Below are 15689 nucleotides of genomic sequence, written 5' to 3'. Positions count from 1 at the left end.
ATTTCCGGGCGGCGCGGCAAGAAGGCGGCAAGCCGATCAGCGGCAAAACACCGGAGAGCCTTTCCCATGACCTATCGCGCCTTCTTCCTCACCTCGGCCGCTTTGTTTGCCGCCTCTGCCGCGGCGAGCCCCGCCAGTGCCGAGGAAGGCATGTGGACCTTCGACAATTTTCCGGCCGAGCGGATGGAACGGGAATTCGGCTGGGCGCCCGATCAGGCCTGGCTGGACGATGTCCGCGCCAGCGCCGTGCGCCTGACCGGCGGCTGTTCCGCCAGCTTCGTGTCGCCCAACGGGCTGATCCTGACCAATCATCACTGCGTCGCCAGCTGCGTCTATGAGAACTCCACCGGCGACAACGATCTGCTCGCGCGTGGCTTCGTCGCAGACCGCCGCGACCGGGAATTGAAATGCGCCGGTCAGCAGGCCGAAGTCGTCACCGGCATCACCGATGTGACCGCGCAGGTCAAGCAGGCCATCGGCACCGCCACGGGCGAGGCGCTGACCCGCGCCCGCGACGCCCGCATCGCCGAGATCGAGGCGGCGGGCTGCCCCGACACCGCGACCACGCGCTGCCAGGTCGTCGCCCTGTTCGGCGGCGGGCAGTACAAGCTCTACACCTATCGCAAATATTCCGACGTCCGCCTCGCATGGGCGCCGGAAGACCGCGCCGCGACTTTCGGCGGCGATCCCGACAATTTCAACTTTCCGCGCTATTCGCTCGATGCCAGCTTCCTGCGCGCCTATGAGAACGGCCAGCCGGTGAACACGCCCGAATTCCTGCGATGGAACCCGCGCGCGCCGGTGGAAGGCGAAGCGACTTTCGTCGTCGGCAATCCCGGTTCGACATCGCGCCTCAACACGCTGGGCCAGATCGCCTTCGAACGCGAGGTGCGCCTGCCGATCACTCTCGCCACCCTGTCCGAACTGCGTGGCCGCCTGATCCAGGCGATGAGCCAGAGCGAGGAGCGCGAACGCGAGGGACGCGACCTGCTGGGCGGGATCGAGAACAGCCTTAAGGTGCAGATCGGCCGCACCCGCGCATTGAACGACCCGGCCTTCACCGCCCGGCTGGAAAGCGCCGAGGCCGATCTCATCGCCCGCAGCGCCGCCAACCCCGCCGTGGGCGACCCCTGGGCGCAGGTGGACGATGCGGTCACCGCCTATCGCGCATTGTATCTGCCCGCGCGTTTCACCAGCCCGTCGGGCAATCTCTATGGCTATGCCCGCGCGCTGGTCATGGCCGCGCAGGAACGGGCGAAACCCAATGCCGAACGCCTGCCGGGCTATACCGACAGCGCGCTGCCGCTGCTCGAAAAACGCCTGCTGGACGAACGGCCGGTCTATCCTTGGCTGGATGCGTTGCAGATGGAATGGAGCCTGTCCAAGGCGCGCGAATATCTGGGCGCCGACGATGCCGATACGCGCCTGCTGCTGGGCCGCGAAAGCCCGGAGATGCTGGCCGAACGGCTTGTCGGCAACACACGGCTGGCCGATCCCGCATTCCGCCGCGCCCTATGGGAAGGCGGACTTGCAGCGGTGGAGGCGTCCAGCGATCCGCTGATCCAGTATGCGCTGCGACTGGTGCCGCGCCAGCGCGAGCTGGACCGGCTGATCGACGAGGAATATAGCGGCCCGCTGACGGCGGCGGGGGCGCAGCTCGCCGATGCGCGTTTCGCGGCCTATGGCGACACGCTCTATCCCGACGCCACCTTCACCCTGCGGATCAGCTACGGCAAGGTGCAGGGCTGGGAGGAGCGCGGCCAGCAGGTGCCCATCGCCACGACTTTGGGCGGAACCTTCGACCGCGCAACGGGCAACGAACCCTTCGACCTCGCGCCCGCATTCGCAGCGAAAGAGGCGCAGATCGACAAGGCGATCACCTATGATTTCGTCACCACCAACGACATCATCGGCGGCAATTCGGGCAGCCCGGTCGTCGACCGCGCCGGCACGGTGATCGGCGCCGCATTCGACGGCAACATCCATTCGCTGGGCGGCAATTACGGCTACGATCCGCTGCTGAACCGCACCGTGGCCGTCTCCGCCGCCGCGGTGCAGGAAGCGCTGGAAACCATCTATCCCGCTCCCGCGCTGGTGGCGGAACTGAACGGCGGACAGGCACGCCGCAACTGAAGCTGATTTCGCAGCGGGCAGGGCGAGAGCTCTGCCCGCTATCAACAGGATATATCACCGGCCCCGTTGCCGCCGCGAAGCGAAACGCGGCGCAGAGGCGCTATTCTTCCCCGCTTTGCGCCGCCAGCAGACCCATCATGTTGCGCGCGGCACTGCGCTCCTCCTCGCTTTTGAACGCGACATCGAGGTCGGGGGCGGCGTCAAGCTGGTAGAGCAGCATCCACAGCGCGAACCGCCGCGATTGATCACGCTCCAGCCCCAGGTCCACCCGCATCCGTTCCGTGCCCGCGGCGCGCGCTTCGGCGCTGACGGCCGCGAAATCATCCGTGCCGAAATAGCGGCGGAGCATATCGTCGAATTGCACGGGCGCCGCAGCCGCTCAGAGCAGCCGCGCCGACTTGATCTCCGGCGGCAGATCGGGCCAGACCTGGCGCAGGGCGTCGATCAGCGAATTGCTGTTCACCGGCTTCCGCAGCACCTTGTCATCCGGCCCGAGGAAGGAGATCTGCGCGGAATCATAGGCGGTGATGAAGATGAAGGGGATGCCGCGTTCGCGCAAGATATCCGCGACCGGCTTCGTCGTCAGGCCCGCGCCCATGTTGACGTCCAGCATGGCCACGTCGATCTCGCTGTCCTTGGCGCGGGCCTCGGCATCGTCCAGCCGCAGGCTCGGGCCGACGACCTCGAAGCCCAGGTCCTCCAGCGTGTCGCTCATTTCGAAAGCCACCAGAACTTCATCCTCGACGATGAAGATCTTTACTGGCTGGTCACTCATGGTCGATCCTTGGTTGATTACCGTTTTCAGTTTCAGCTTCAGGGGCATGGGCCGGAAGCGGCATCGCAAGGTGCCATTCCAGTCCTTCCTCGCCATGGACAAATCGCACCCTGCCGCCGGTTTCGGCTTCGATAGCGCGTTTGACGATGAAGGATCCAAAACCCTTCGTTTCCGGTTCAACCGCCGGTGGGCCGCCCCGTTCCAGCCAATCCACAATCAGGTGCCGCTCGCCCGCGGCCACCGCCTCGATATGCCAGCGCAGATCGATCGACCCCTGCGGGGCTGACAATGCGCCGTATTTCACCGCATTCGTGCCCAGTTCGTAGAATGCCATCGACAGCGCCATGGCCTGGCGCGAGGGGAGCGCCACTTCCGGCCCGTGCATCTGCGCCCGCTCGCCCGCGATTGCCGACACGATGTCGCCGGCGATGAGGCCGATCTTCTCGTGGTCCGATCTGGAACCGACCAGCCGGGCATGGGCCTTGGCATAGGCGTCGAGCCGGTGGTCCAGCGTCTCGCGCAATCCGGCGGGAACCCCGGAGGTCCGCAGCGACTGGCTGACGATGGATTTCACCACGGCAAAGGCATTCTTCACCCGGTGATCGAGTTCGGCGATCAGCGTCTTCTGCCGCGCCAGCATCTGCTGCTTCGCCTCGATGTCGACCAGCGCGACCGCTGCGCCGATCCTGTTGCCCTCGCGGTCGGTAACCGGCTCGCCGATGATGTTCATCCAGAAACGGGTGCCGTCGCCGCGCTGGTAATGTACTTCCAGTTCGGCGTGATCCGCATGGTTGCGGATGATGCGCGACAGCGGATATTCATGCGCCGCGACGCGGCGGCCATCGCCGTGGAACGACACCCATTCGTCATAGCTGTCCACATCGCGCGAATGCAGGACCGGGTGCCGCAGCAATACCTCCACCTGCCTGTTGCCAAGCAGGATCCTGCCACCAAGATCGGCAATGATCACGCCGACCGGCACCACGTCGAGCGCCGCTTCGAGGTGAGTGATCCGCTGCGCCGCATCCCGTGCCGTTGCGGCGTCCTGCGCACGTGCGGCGCTGGCAGCGGCCAGTTCGTCCTCGAGCCTGGCGATTTCGTGCCGTAGTTCACTTGCGCTGCGATGCGGCATTCCGCCCTCCAAGAAATCGCGTCCGGACCGGTGCGGACCATAGCGGCAATATTGGCCGGACTGTCCCGGACGAAAACCGGAAAGCTGCGCCAAGGTAAAGCATAACCTGCGCACAAAAGGTTTTTCCCGATGAGCAGGTCGCCGGTTTCACCCCCGCGCCGGACGGTGCCATGCCCGCGAGGAGGGAATGTAAATGACGGGAGCGGCATGATCTCGGGCACATGATCTTCAGTAATTTTTCCGTTCCGTGCATCCATTCCCGTTCATGCGGCGTAAGGATTAATGTCATTCGCAAATAATGACACGCCGTGGCCTTGCGCGCCGGGGAAAAGACGGGGGGTTTGACTTGGATGGTCGACCTGCCCTTTAGCGCGCGTCGTCGTCACGGCTTTCTGGTCCTGAAGGGAAGAGGAAGTCTCAATGAAAATGCAATCCAGGAAAAATTTCGCCGCGACGCTGCTGGCCGGGTCGGCCACGCTGTTCATCGTCGCTCCTGCATCGGCCGACACGACGCCGCCCTGTAACGACGGCGCCGGCGTGAACTCGACCGAATGCGGCACCGATGCCGAGGCGCCCGCAGATGGCGCGACTGCCGTGGGCGTCGGCGCGAGTGCGACCGGAACCGATGCAGTGGCGATCGGCTCGGACGATGCCGGTGCCAATCCCGCCGTCGCCAGCGCCCCGTCCACCGTGGCAGTAGGCGGCGAAAGCCTGGCGAACACACCGGGCGCGACGGCCCTGGGCTGGCAGTCGAGCGCGACCGGGGCGATGGGCACGGCCGTCGGCCACCAGACCACCGCTTCGGGTGACCAGAGCTTTGCCGGGGCGGAAGATGCGGTTGCTTCGGGCGACAACGCCATTGCCATCGGCAACACGGCGCAGGCGACCGGCGGCGATGCCATCGCCATCGGCGGCAATCGTGACGGTACGACCGGCTTCTCCACCGTCGCCAGCGGCCCTTCCACCACCGTCGTCGGCGGGCAGTCCTCCGCAGTCGGAGCAGGTGCATCGGCCTATGGCTGGCGCGCCAATGCGACGGCGGAACGCTCGACCGCGCTCGGCCATCTGTCTGAGGCGAGCGGCTTCGCTTCCACGGCAGCCGGTGAAGCGGCGGCGGCGCAAGGCCGTGGCGGCGTCGCGATTGGCGGCAATACCGATGGCGGCATGTTCGGCGCGCTGGCGACCGACGATGCCGGGATCGCGATCGGCAGCGATGCAGAGGCGCGTCAGGTCGGCGCGATTTCCATCGGCGGCGATGCCGATGGCGATGGTGACGGCGCGGTCGCGGATGGCGTGGATGCACTGGCGCTGGGTGCCGATGCCATGGCGATCGGCAATTCGACGACCGCTCTCGGCGGCGAAAGCCTGGCGAATACGCCGGGCGCGACGGCCCTGGGCTGGCAGGCGCAGGCGACCGGGGCGATGGCTACCGCCGTCGGCCATCAGACCACCGCTTCGGGTGACCAGAGCTTTGCCGGAGCAGAGGATGCGGTCGCATCGGGCAGCAATGCCATCGCCATCGGCAATACGGCGCAGGCGACCGGCGGCGATTCCATCGCCATCGGCGGCAATCGCGACGGCGCGATGGGTATGTCGACCATCGCCAGTGGCCCTTCCACCACTGTGGTCGGCGGACAGGCCTCCGCTGTCGGGGCAGGTGCGACGGCTTACGGCTGGCGCGCCAATGCCACGGCCGAACGCGCGACCGCGCTCGGCCATTTGTCCGAGGCGACGGGCGTGCGCTCCGTCGCCGTGGGTGAAGCCGCCGCGGCGAGCGGAGACGGGGCCATCGCGCTGGGCAACCAGTCGGTTGCATCCGGCACGAACTCCGTTGCCATCGGCAATGGCGCCGTCGCCACCAATGCCGGGCAGGTCGTGGTGGCATCGCTTGACGACAGCACCGCTTCGCAGGTCGGTCCGATCGCAGTGGTCACGGCCGATGCCAACGGCACGCTGGGCGTAAGCTCGTCTGCCGGCCTCAGCAATCTGGCCAGCTTCACGGCCGTGCAGGCGAACAGCGTTGCCATTGCCGGCAACACCACTGCCATCATGGGCAACACCGCCGCGATCGCGAACAGTTCCGCGCTGATCGCGGGCAATTCGGCGATGATTGCCAGCAATTCCCGCGCCATCGCAGGGTTGCAGGACGGTCAGGCTGTGCTGTTCGACCTGGCGGCGGAAAACGATATGCAGGCCCGCCGCGCGAATGAAGGCGTCGCCCTGGCGCTGTCGATGGAATCGCCGGTGATCATGCCGGGCAGGACCTTCGGCGTCGCAGGCGGCTTCGGCTATTATAACGATCGCGTGGCAGGGTCTGCATCGGTCGGTTACCGCATCAGCGACAGCACCGTCTTTACCGGCGGCGTCGGCGTCGGCTTCGATTCCGGCGAGGTGGGCGCGCGCGCCGGTTTCCAGGCTTCCTGGTAAACCACCGCGCCGTCAGCCAACAGCTGAGAGCCATTCCTGAGGACCAGGAAGGGAGGGGTCGGAGCCACGCGCTTCGGCCCCTTTTCCTTGCCATGCGGCCGATTGACGCGGCCGTGAAATAAGTAATGGGAATAAGTACTGGCAAGAAAAGACGCCGCCTGGAGCCGCAAGATCCGGCGCGGATTTGTGCCGGTTGGGGACAGTCACGGTGAAGTGCTTCACTCCGGCGGGATTTTCGCACAGGAACGGATCAGATTTTACGAGGGACCGAACATGAAGCGCATTAATCGACTCGGCTATATCGCCATTGCGGCTTCGGCCCTGATCGCCAGCCCGGCGCTGGCCGATCCGATCACGCTGACGGCGGGTGACGTCGGCACCAGCTTCACGCTCGATTACAACGGCTTTTCCGATGGCAAGATCGTCGACGGCCTTGGCGGCTCCACCACCTTCACGCTGAAGAATGTAACCGATACCGGTTACAGCTTCGATTATTCGGTCGCAAATACCACCGGCAACGGCGTGACCTCGCGCATTTCCAGCTTCGCTTTCGACACCGATCCCGATATCCGCAGCGCCCGCAGCACCGGCACTTACAATTTCGCGGTGCTGGACTCCAAATATCCGAACGGCATCGGCAATATCGATGTCTGCTTCAAGGGCGGCCGGAGCAACAGCTGCGCCGGCAACAGCGGCGGGGTCGAAACCGGCCTGTCAGGTTCCGGTTCGCTCATGCTAGGCTTCGCCGAACCCGTAAACGCGCTCACGCTCGACAATTTCTTCGTGCGCTATCAGTCGATCACCGGCGCAGGCAATATCACGTCGGCAAGCGGTGCGGCGACCAGCAGTTCGTCGACATCGTCGGGCGGCGGAACGCAGGTTCCCGAACCGGGTACGCTCGTGCTGTTCGGCTTCGGCCTCGTCGGGCTTGCTTTCGCCGGACGCCGGCGCGGGCGGCGGAATGCCGCACCCTCGCCGCGGCTGGCACTCGCCTGAACACGGTCGCCTGAACACGGCCGCCTGAACACAGCCGTCTGAACGACCGGCTGAACGACCTCTTGGGCTACCGGGCCTGCCCCCGTTCGGCTTCGGCCAGATGGCGGGCAATGGCCCGGTTGTCCGGTGCAAGCCGGGCTGCCTTGCGAAGTAAGGGCAACCCGCCGCTGCGGTCGCCGCTGCGAACCATCAGCCATCCGGTCGTATCCAGAACGGATGCATTGTCCGGCGCTTTCTTCATGGCCTTCCGGGAAAGTTTCAGCGCCGCATCGAAATTACCGAGCTGGCCCTGCACATAGGCGGCATTGTTCAGCACCAGCACGTTCCCGCTTCCGGTCGTTTCCAGAACATTGTCGTAGGCCCGCGCGGCGCTGCGCCAGTCCTCGCGCTTCATGGCATTGTCGGCCAGGGCAAGCTCGCTTCCCAGCATCTCGGCCGCGGGGAACCGGGCGCGGGCGGCATAGGCTGCGGCATCGGGCGATCGGGCGGCACCGGTCGCCGCTGCCATCAGGGTCAGTTCCTGCACATTCGCTTCGGGGCGCGAGGCGAGCGGGCGCAGCGTCTCCACGGCAGCGGATGCATTGCCGGAATTGAGCTGCGCGCCTGCCAGCAGCCGCCGCGCCAGTCTGTGCCCCGGATTGTTCCGCAGATAGCTGGCGAGGTGCGTCGCCGCCTGTTCGGGCAAGCCGAGTTCGGCCAGGGCCTGCCCGTAGAGAAGCCGGGCCTGCGGCACCTCGTTCAGCCGCGCCTCGACGTCCTGCAATTCTCTTCGCGTGGTATCCCAATCGCCCGACGTCGCCGCCAGGCGGGCGGTCAGAAATCTGACCGAGAGATCGTCGGGCGCACGCTCCGCAAGATCGTCCAGCAGGGGCTTCATCTCCTCCGTCCGGCCGAGATCGCCCAGTGTCGCGATTCGCCCGATCAGCGCCGACCGGTTCTCCGGATAGGCCGAGGACGCCGCTTCGAATGCCCTGAGGGCATCGCCCAGTCGGCCGTCGGCAGCGGCCACCTGCCCTGCGGCGAGCTGCGCTTCGAGCACATCGGGGCCTTCCGCAAGTGCCGCTTCGGCAAGTTCGCGGGCCTTTACAGGATTGCCGCGCCCCAGTTCGAACCGCGCCTGTTCCGCGCGCAGCCGTGCCTTGGGGGCGCTTGCTTCCGCGCCCCTGGCGAAGGCCTGCGCGGCGGATTCGACATCCTCCAGCCCGATATGGGCCAGGGCGCGGATGCGCCAGGCATCGGCAGTATCTTCGGCGGCGACATGGCCGATCGCTTCGTTAAAGCGTCCGCGCAGCAGGTCGGCTTCGCCGCGCAGAATGGCCCCGTCTGCCGGCAGCGCCCCGCGTTCGGCCAGCCTGTCCAGCGCCGCCATGGCTGCCTCGCCGTCGCCAAGCTCGAGATAAGTGCGCGCGAGCAGTTCCGCCGCGCGAAGATCGCCGGGCCTTTCGTTCAGCGCCGCAATCAGATCGAGCCGCGCAGCGCTGAAGCGGTGCGCCTCGTAACTTTCGGCGCCGCGCTTCGCCTGTTCTTCGGGAGACAGCCCGCAGGCCGCCAGCATCAGTAACGCCATCAGCGCCGGAGCAGTTCGGTGTCTCGCCATGGCCGTTCCCTATCTGAACTTCGCGAAGGAATACTGAACGTAATCCGAAAATCCAGGCATTCTTCACCGCAAGGCGATCCTGCCGCACCAGCAGCAAGCTGGCGCAGCGACACCAGCCACGACATTGGCGGCAGACCTCCGAACGAACCGGGACAGCCGCTTTTCGCATGAAAGGAAACTGGCTGGGGCGGCAGGGATCGAACCTGCGAATGGCGGCATCAAAAGCCGCTGCCTTACCACTTGGCGACGCCCCAGCAGGTCAAGGCGCCCCTATAGCGCGCCTGCCGGAGATGAAAAGGGGGCAGCGGCGGTAAAAATCCGTGTCGCCCCGCCCCTCACTCTGCCATCAGGTCAGATCGCCTTGCCCTCGAAATCCGCTGCCGCGTGGCGTTCGCGCAATTGTTCGTTCTCTTCGCCCCAGGTCTTGTTGACGATGCGCCCGCGCTTCACGGCGGGGCGCTGCGCGATCTTTTCGGCCCAGCGGCCCACGGCCTTGTATTCGTCGATCGACAGGAAGGTGCGCGCATCCTCGTAGATATTGCCGGTGGTGAAGGGCGCCAGCCAGGCAAAGGCGGCGATGTCGGCAATGGTGTAATCCTCGCCTGCCAGGAAATCGCTTTCCTGCAGCCGCTTGTCGGCGACGTCGAACAGGCGCTTGGTTTCCATGGCGTAGCGGTTGATCGGATATTCGAACTTCTCCGGCGCATAGGCGTAGAAATGGCCGAAGCCGCCGCCGATGAACGGCGCGCTGCCGATCTGCCAGAACAGCCAGCTCAGCATTTCCGCTCGGCCTGCGGGTGTCTGATTGGCGAATTTGCCAAATTTCTCCGACAGATACAGCAGGATCGCGCCGCTTTCGAAAATGCGGAGCGGGTTCTTGCCGCTCCGGTCAATCAGGGCCGGGATCTTGGAATTGGGATTGATGTCGACGAAGCCGGAGGTGAACTGCTCCCCTTCGCCGATATTGATCGTATAGGCGTCATATTCCGCCGCGCAGCCCGCCTCCAGCAATTCCTCCAGCATGATCGAGGCCTTTACCCCGTTGGGCGTCGCCAGCGAATAAAGCTTGAAGGGATGCTCGCCCGAGGGCAGCGCCTTGTCCTCGCGCGCGCCGGCGGTGGGGCGGTTGATATTGGCGAATTTGCCGCCGTTCTCGGCATCGTGGGTCCAGACCTTGGGCGGGGTGTAGCTATCGGCCATGCGTGACATTGTCCTTGAGTTGCAGCGTTGTACCCTTCCAATCCGGCCGTAGCCCCGATGTTCCGGGGGCGCGTGGCGGCACAGGCGGACACGGCACGGGAGCCGTTTCGCCCCTCGCGCGTTTTCAGCAGACCATGGCCAGCAAACCTCCCAAGCTCATCTTCGTCGACGACGATCTGCCCGGTATCTCGCGCAAGCGTTCGGGCAAGGGCTGGTCCTATTATGACGTGACCGGCGCGCTCATCACCGACAAGGCGGAACGCGCCCGTCTTAACGCCATCGCCCTGCCGCCCGCCTATCAGGACGCTTGGTTCTGCCCCGCGCCCAATGGCCATATCCTCGCCACCGGCGTGGATGCGAAGGGGCGCAAGCAATATCGTTACCACCCCGATTTCCGCACCTGGCGCGAGGGCGAGAAATTCGACGCCTGCCTCGCTTTCGGCAATCTGCTGCCGCTGGTGCGCAAGCGGGTGGAGGAAGAACTTTCCGGCGGCGAATTGACGCGCGAGCGGGCGCTGGCCAGCGTCGTGCGCCTGCTCGACCTCGGCGCGATCCGCGTCGGCAATGAAAGCTATGCGAAGCGGAACAAGAGCTTCGGCGCGACCACCCTGCGCGCGCGCCATGCCGAGATTACCGGCAAGACGCTGCGCCTTCGCTATAAGGGCAAGTCCGGCAAGCAGCGCGAGGTCACGCTGACCGACGGCGCGCTGGCGAAGATGGTTCGCCGCATGGAGGATCTGCCGGGGCAGAACCTGTTTCAATATGTCGATGACGACGGCGAATTGCACGCTGTCTGCTCGGGCCAGGTAAATGATTTCCTGTGCGAGACGATGGGCGAACATTTCACCGCCAAGAATTTCCGCACCTGGCACGCCAGCGTCATGGCATTCGAGATGCTGGCGACTGCGAAGGAGCGGCTGACGATCAAGGCGCTGCTGGACGCCGTGGCCGAGAAACTGGGCAACACGCCCGCTGTCACGCGCCGCAGTTACATCCATCCGGCGATCTTCGAACTGGTCGACCGGCAGGAGGAATGGCGCGAGACGCTGGACCTGCCGCGCAGCACCAAATGGCTGACCCGCGCCGAACGCGGCTTGATCGCCATGCTGGAAAATGCTCCGGCGGCGGAAGAATTGCTAGCCGCCTGAAGCTCCGGCAGGAACGCAACCGGCAGGGACGCAACCGGCCGCAACAGATATTTTGAGGGGGGACCACCAAGCTTGTCCGACGATACATATCCGCTTCGCGAACGATTCCACCACATGCACCGCCACGGTTTCGTGCGGGTCGCCACCAGCACGCCGCATGTGAGTACCGCCGATGTTCCCTTCAACACCGAGGCCATTCTTTCGGAAGCCCGGCGGGCGGATAAATGCGACGTCGACCTGGTGCTGTTTCCCGAAATGTGCCTGTCGTCCTATGTGCTGGACGACCTGGTGCTGCAATCCGCTCTGCTGGATGCGGTGGAAAATGCGGTGGGCGAGATCGTGAAGCGCAGCGCCGACCTGTCGCCCGTGCTGCTGATCGGCGCGCCGCTGCGCCACGGCGGGCAGGTGTTCAATTGCGCGCTGGCCATCGCCCATGGCCGCCTGCTGGGCGTGGTGCCGAAAAGCTATCTGCCCAATTACCGCGAATTCTACGAAAAACGCTGGTTCGCTCATGGTCGCCGCATTCAGGGCCGCACCATCCGGCTCGGCGAGCACGAGGTGCCCTTCGGCACCGACATCCTGTTCGCCGCCGACAATCTGTCGGGATTCGTGCTGGGGGTGGAGATCTGCGAGGATTTCTGGTCGCCCGACCCGCCCAGCACCCGTGCCGCGCTGGCCGGGGCGACGGTCATCGCCAATCTGTCCGCTTCCAACATCACCATCGGCAAATCGGACGAGAGGCATCTGCTGTGCAAATCGCAATCCTCGCGTGCCGTCTGCGCCTATCTCTATTCCGCCGCCGGACACGGCGAAAGCACGACCGACATGGCCTTCGACGGGCAGGGCATCATCTACGAACTCGGCGATCTGCTGGGTGAATCCGAACGGTTCAGCCGCGATGCCGAATTATGCGTCTGCGATCTGGATACCGACCGCATCCTGGGCGATCGGATGCGGATGCAGACCTTCAACGACGCCGCAGAACACCTGGGCAGGCCCGAAACCGAATATCGCAGAATCGGCTTCTCCGTCCGCAACATGGAAAGGGATATCGGCCTGCGCCGCCCGATCCGCCGTTTTCCCTTCGTGCCGAACGACCCCGCCGATCTGCATCAGGATTGCTACGAGGCGTTCAACATACAGGTCGATGGCCTGTCGCGCCGGCTGGAGGCGACAGGGGCCAGGAGCATGGTCATCGGCATTTCGGGCGGGCTGGATTCCACCCATGCGCTGATCGTGGCGGCGCGCACCTGCGACCGGCTGGGCCTCAGCCGCAAGATGATCCGCGGCTATACCATGCCCGGTTTCGGCACCAGCGCGGGCACGAAGAGCAACGCATGGCGGCTGATGGAAGCCTTCGGCATCACGGCGGAGGAAATCGACATTCGCCCCGCCGCCACTCTCATGCTGCAGGACATGGACCATCCCTTCGCCGGCGGCGAGCCGGTCTATGACACCACTTTCGAGAATGTGCAGGCAGGGCTTCGTACCGATTACCTGTTCCGCCTGGCCGGGCAGCACGGCGGCTTCGTCATCGGCACGGGCGATCTGTCGGAACTGGCGCTCGGCTGGTGCACTTACGGCGTCGGCGACCAGATGAGCCATTATGCCGTGAATTCCGGCGTGCCCAAGACGCTGATCCAATATCTGATCCGCTGGGTGACTCGCACCGACCGGTTCGAGCCCGAGACCGATGCCATTCTGGAAGACATTCTCGCCACCGAGATCACGCCTGAACTGGTGCCCATCGGGGAGGATGGCGAGGTGCAATCGACTCAGGGGCAGGTCGGCCCTTACGAGCTCAACGATTTTTTCCTGCACCACGTCATCCGCTTCGGCCAGCGGCCCAGCAAGGTCGCCTTCCTGGCGCTGCACGCATGGAATGACGCGCAGCAGGGACTGTGGCCGGAGGAATTTCCCGAACAGGCGAAGAATGCCTACGATCTGGCCACCATCCGCCTGTGGCTGGAGAAGTTCCTGTGGCGCTTCTTCGAATTCAGCCAGTTCAAGCGCAGCGCGCTGCCGAACGGGCCGAAAGTATCGTCGGGCGGGGCGCTCAGCCCGCGCGGCGACTGGCGCGCGCCCAGCGATGCCGTGGCCGCCGTGTGGAAGGCGGAACTGGCAGCCCGGGTGCCGGAGAAATAGGAAAAGACGGGCGGCGGTTTTCGGCCGGATCAGTCCAGCCGGACGATCCAGTCGTGTGTGTCGGGCAGGGTGCCGCGCTGGATGCCGAGCAGGCGCTCGCGCAGTTTCTGCGTCAATTGCCCCGGACCGCCGCTGCCGATGGTGAATTCGCCTTCCGGCCCCGCCACCCTGCCCACCGGAGTGACCACGGCGGCGGTGCCGCAGGCCATGGTTTCCACCAGGTGCCCGCTCTCCGCATCATCGTGCCACTGGTCGATGGAATAGGGTTCCTCGCGCACTTCCAGCCCTTCGGCGCGGGCGAGGGTGATCAGGCTGTCGCGAGTGATGCCGGGCAGGATCGTGCCGGTCAGCGGCGGCGTGACGATGCTGCCGTCCTTCATCACGAAGAACAGGTTCATGCCGCCCAGTTCCTCGATCCACTTGCGCTCGACGGCATCCAGGAACACGACCTGGTCGTGCCCGCGCGCGGTCGCCTCGCTCTGCGGGACGAGGCTGGCGGCGTAATTGCCGCCGGTCTTGGCTGCGCCGGTGCCGCCGGGGGCCGCCCGCACATAGTCGCGGCTGACCCAGATCGACACCGCCGGGGCGCCCGACTTGAAATAGCCGCCGACCGGGCTGGCGATGGTGATGAACTTGTACTGCCGCGCGGGGCGAACGCCCAGGAACGCTTCGGATGCGAACATGAAGGGCCGCAGATACAATGCGCCGCCATCGACGCGGGGGAACCAGTCGCGGTCGGCGCGCACCTGCCGCGTCACGGCTTCGAGGAACAGTTCCTCCGGGACTTCGGGCATGGCCATGCGGCGGGCCGATTCGTTGAAGCGGCGGGCATTCTGTTCGGGGCGGAACAAAGCGACTCCGCCATCGTCCTGCCGATAGGCCTTCATGCCTTCGAAGATTTCCTGCGCATAATGCAGCACGGCAGTCGCGGGGTCGAGGCTGAGCGGTCCGCGCGGGCCGACCTGCGCCGCATGCCAGCCGCCCTTGTCCGCATCGTAATCCACCACCGTCATGTGATCGGAAAACAACGTGCCGAATCCGGGATCGGCCAGCGCCTCGGCCCGCGTTTCGCCGGGAACGGGCGCGGGATGGGCGAGGGTGGTGAATTCTGGTCTGGGCGCGTCGGCCATGCTGGCTCCTGTGGGTTCTTGTCCGCGCGGGTAATCCGCAGCGCGGGCGCTTGCAAGAGGCGGCTCGAGCATCGCTGGCAAGTTACGCGAAAGAGAAGAGTGACTGCGGCCGATCGCCGGCGACCCGCCCCCAAGCGAACAAATGAGAAGGGCGGCCCCGGCATCTGCCGGGAACCTGCCCCCCAAGCGAACAAATGAGAAGGGCGGCCCCGGCATCTGCCGGGAACCTGCCCCCCAAGCGAACAAATGAGAAGGGCGGCCCCGGCATCTGCCGGGAACCGCCCTTCGCATGGTCAGCGGCCGGAAGTGCCGCCCACGTAAGCCTTTATCGCGTCAGGCGCGATAATGCCTCGTGCGGAACTGTACCGACCCCCTTGCTGAACCATGAGACATCGGATCACCTCCTTTCGCGCTGTATAGCCAAGAGCCCTTGCGTATCATCGCGGCCCGGGACGGCGTGGTCCGCCTGTCCTGCCCCCTTTGTGAGTCGTAATGAACGCAAAGGCAAGATGCAGCCTGAAATTTTTCACCAGCCTCAGCGGCAATCCTCGATCACGCGGGTCACCTCGGGCCAGCTTGGCAGATACAGCGTCGGCAGGCCCGCCGCCTCGACGGCGAAGCGGCCCTTGCTCAGCGCCATGGCGTCGAGCAGCCGGTCGTTTGCGGACAAAGCGGTTTCGATGGTCGGAGCAGCGCCTGCGGAGGGCTGCGCGGTCACCATGCGGTCGGCGGTTTCGGTAAGGATTCGCACCGGCACGGGGCCGGAGGCCTGACCGGCACGGCTGAGCACCACCTGCCGCGAAGCGCGGTCGCATTGCATCGCGAAAACGGCCCCCTGTCCAGGCTCGCCATAATAGGCACCGCTGCGCTGCGCCCCGCCGCGATAGGCCCAGTCGCCGGGGGTGCGCGCCGCATCCATCCAGTTCTGCGGCACGGGCAATCGGACGGAGATCGGCGGCGGCGGCACGGCGGCCGGGCGCTGCGGCGGAGCGGGCGTCGGCTGCGG

12 protein-coding genes and 1 tRNA gene are annotated in these 15689 nt (G+C 65.6%); 5 read left to right on the top strand and 8 right to left on the bottom strand.

Going from position 1 to position 15689, the window contains the following annotated elements; genetic code table 11:
• Window positions 1-66: 66 nt before the first annotated feature.
• Complete coding sequence (locus HG250_RS01445; protein WP_170002117.1) at window positions 67-2133, top strand: S46 family peptidase; 2067 nt, start codon at window positions 67-69, stop codon at window positions 2131-2133.
• Window positions 2134-2233: 100 nt separating this feature from the next.
• Here the strand turns inward: HG250_RS01445 and HG250_RS01440 are convergent, their stop codons facing one another.
• The 3 genes from HG250_RS01440 to HG250_RS01430 are packed head-to-tail and all read right to left on the bottom strand — an operon-like array spanning window position 2234 to window position 4040.
• Entirely contained in the window at window positions 2234-2497 is a 264-nt protein-coding gene (locus HG250_RS01440) for a hypothetical protein (protein WP_170002115.1), read from the bottom strand.
• 15 nt (window positions 2498-2512) lie between these two features.
• Window positions 2513-2908 (bottom strand): response regulator, encoded by a 396-nt coding sequence (locus HG250_RS01435; protein ID WP_170002113.1) that lies wholly within the window; start codon window positions 2906-2908, stop codon window positions 2513-2515.
• Window positions 2901-4040 carry an HWE histidine kinase domain-containing protein gene (locus tag HG250_RS01430; RefSeq protein ID WP_170002111.1) on the bottom strand — a complete coding sequence of 380 codons (1140 nt, stop codon included), beginning with the start codon at window positions 4038-4040 and terminating at the stop codon, window positions 2901-2903. Before HG250_RS01430 ends, HG250_RS01435 begins: the two co-directional genes overlap by 8 nt.
• Window positions 4041-4460: 420 nt before the next feature.
• Here HG250_RS01430 and HG250_RS01425 point away from each other — a divergent pair, with 420 nt between their 5' ends.
• Window positions 4461-6467: a YadA-like family protein gene (locus tag HG250_RS01425; RefSeq protein ID WP_170002109.1), complete on the top strand. Its 2007-nt coding sequence runs from the start codon at window positions 4461-4463 to the stop codon at window positions 6465-6467.
• A gap of 273 nt (window positions 6468-6740) precedes the next feature.
• Window positions 6741-7463, top strand: coding sequence for a cistern family PEP-CTERM protein (locus tag HG250_RS01420; RefSeq protein WP_170002107.1), 723 nt, complete (start codon window positions 6741-6743; stop codon window positions 7461-7463).
• Between the two features lie 67 nt (window positions 7464-7530).
• Here HG250_RS01420 and HG250_RS01415 read toward each other — a convergent pair whose 3' ends face one another.
• The 3 genes from HG250_RS01415 to yghU all read right to left on the bottom strand — a co-directional run bounded on the left by HG250_RS01415 (window position 7531) and on the right by yghU (window position 10260).
• On the bottom strand, window positions 7531-9060 hold the full coding sequence (locus tag HG250_RS01415) for a tetratricopeptide repeat protein (RefSeq protein WP_170002105.1): 1530 nt from the start codon (window positions 9058-9060) through the stop codon (window positions 7531-7533).
• Between the two features lie 179 nt (window positions 9061-9239).
• Window positions 9240-9314: transfer RNA gene (locus tag HG250_RS01410), tRNA-Gln, on the bottom strand.
• Between the two features lie 97 nt (window positions 9315-9411).
• Entirely contained in the window at window positions 9412-10260 is an 849-nt protein-coding gene (yghU, locus tag HG250_RS01405) for a glutathione-dependent disulfide-bond oxidoreductase (protein WP_170002104.1), read from the bottom strand.
• A gap of 134 nt (window positions 10261-10394) precedes the next feature.
• On the opposite strand from yghU, the gene HG250_RS01400 reads away from it, so the two are divergent.
• Both HG250_RS01400 and HG250_RS01395 read left to right on the top strand, forming a co-directional pair.
• A complete protein-coding gene (locus HG250_RS01400; protein WP_170002102.1) occupies window positions 10395-11408 on the top strand; it encodes a DNA topoisomerase IB in 1014 nt (337 codons plus the stop codon).
• A gap of 114 nt (window positions 11409-11522) precedes the next feature.
• On the top strand, window positions 11523-13553 hold the full coding sequence (locus HG250_RS01395) for an NAD(+) synthase (RefSeq protein ID WP_170002177.1): 2031 nt from the start codon (window positions 11523-11525) through the stop codon (window positions 13551-13553).
• A gap of 29 nt (window positions 13554-13582) precedes the next feature.
• Here the strand turns inward: HG250_RS01395 and HG250_RS01390 are convergent, their stop codons facing one another.
• A complete protein-coding gene (locus tag HG250_RS01390; protein ID WP_170002100.1) occupies window positions 13583-14683 on the bottom strand; it encodes a branched-chain amino acid aminotransferase in 1101 nt (366 codons plus the stop codon).
• Between the two features lie 535 nt (window positions 14684-15218).
• Window positions 15219-15689, bottom strand: a 471-nt coding sequence (locus tag HG250_RS01385) for a hypothetical protein (RefSeq protein WP_170002098.1), incomplete at its 5' end; no start/stop codon positions are given.

Source organism: Pseudopontixanthobacter vadosimaris (assembly GCF_012979275.1).
In the GTDB taxonomy this organism is placed as follows: domain Bacteria; phylum Pseudomonadota; class Alphaproteobacteria; order Sphingomonadales; family Sphingomonadaceae; genus Pseudopontixanthobacter; species Pseudopontixanthobacter vadosimaris.
The sequence above is the reverse complement of the archived record's forward strand: the minus strand, read 5'-3'. Positions and strand labels throughout refer to the sequence as shown.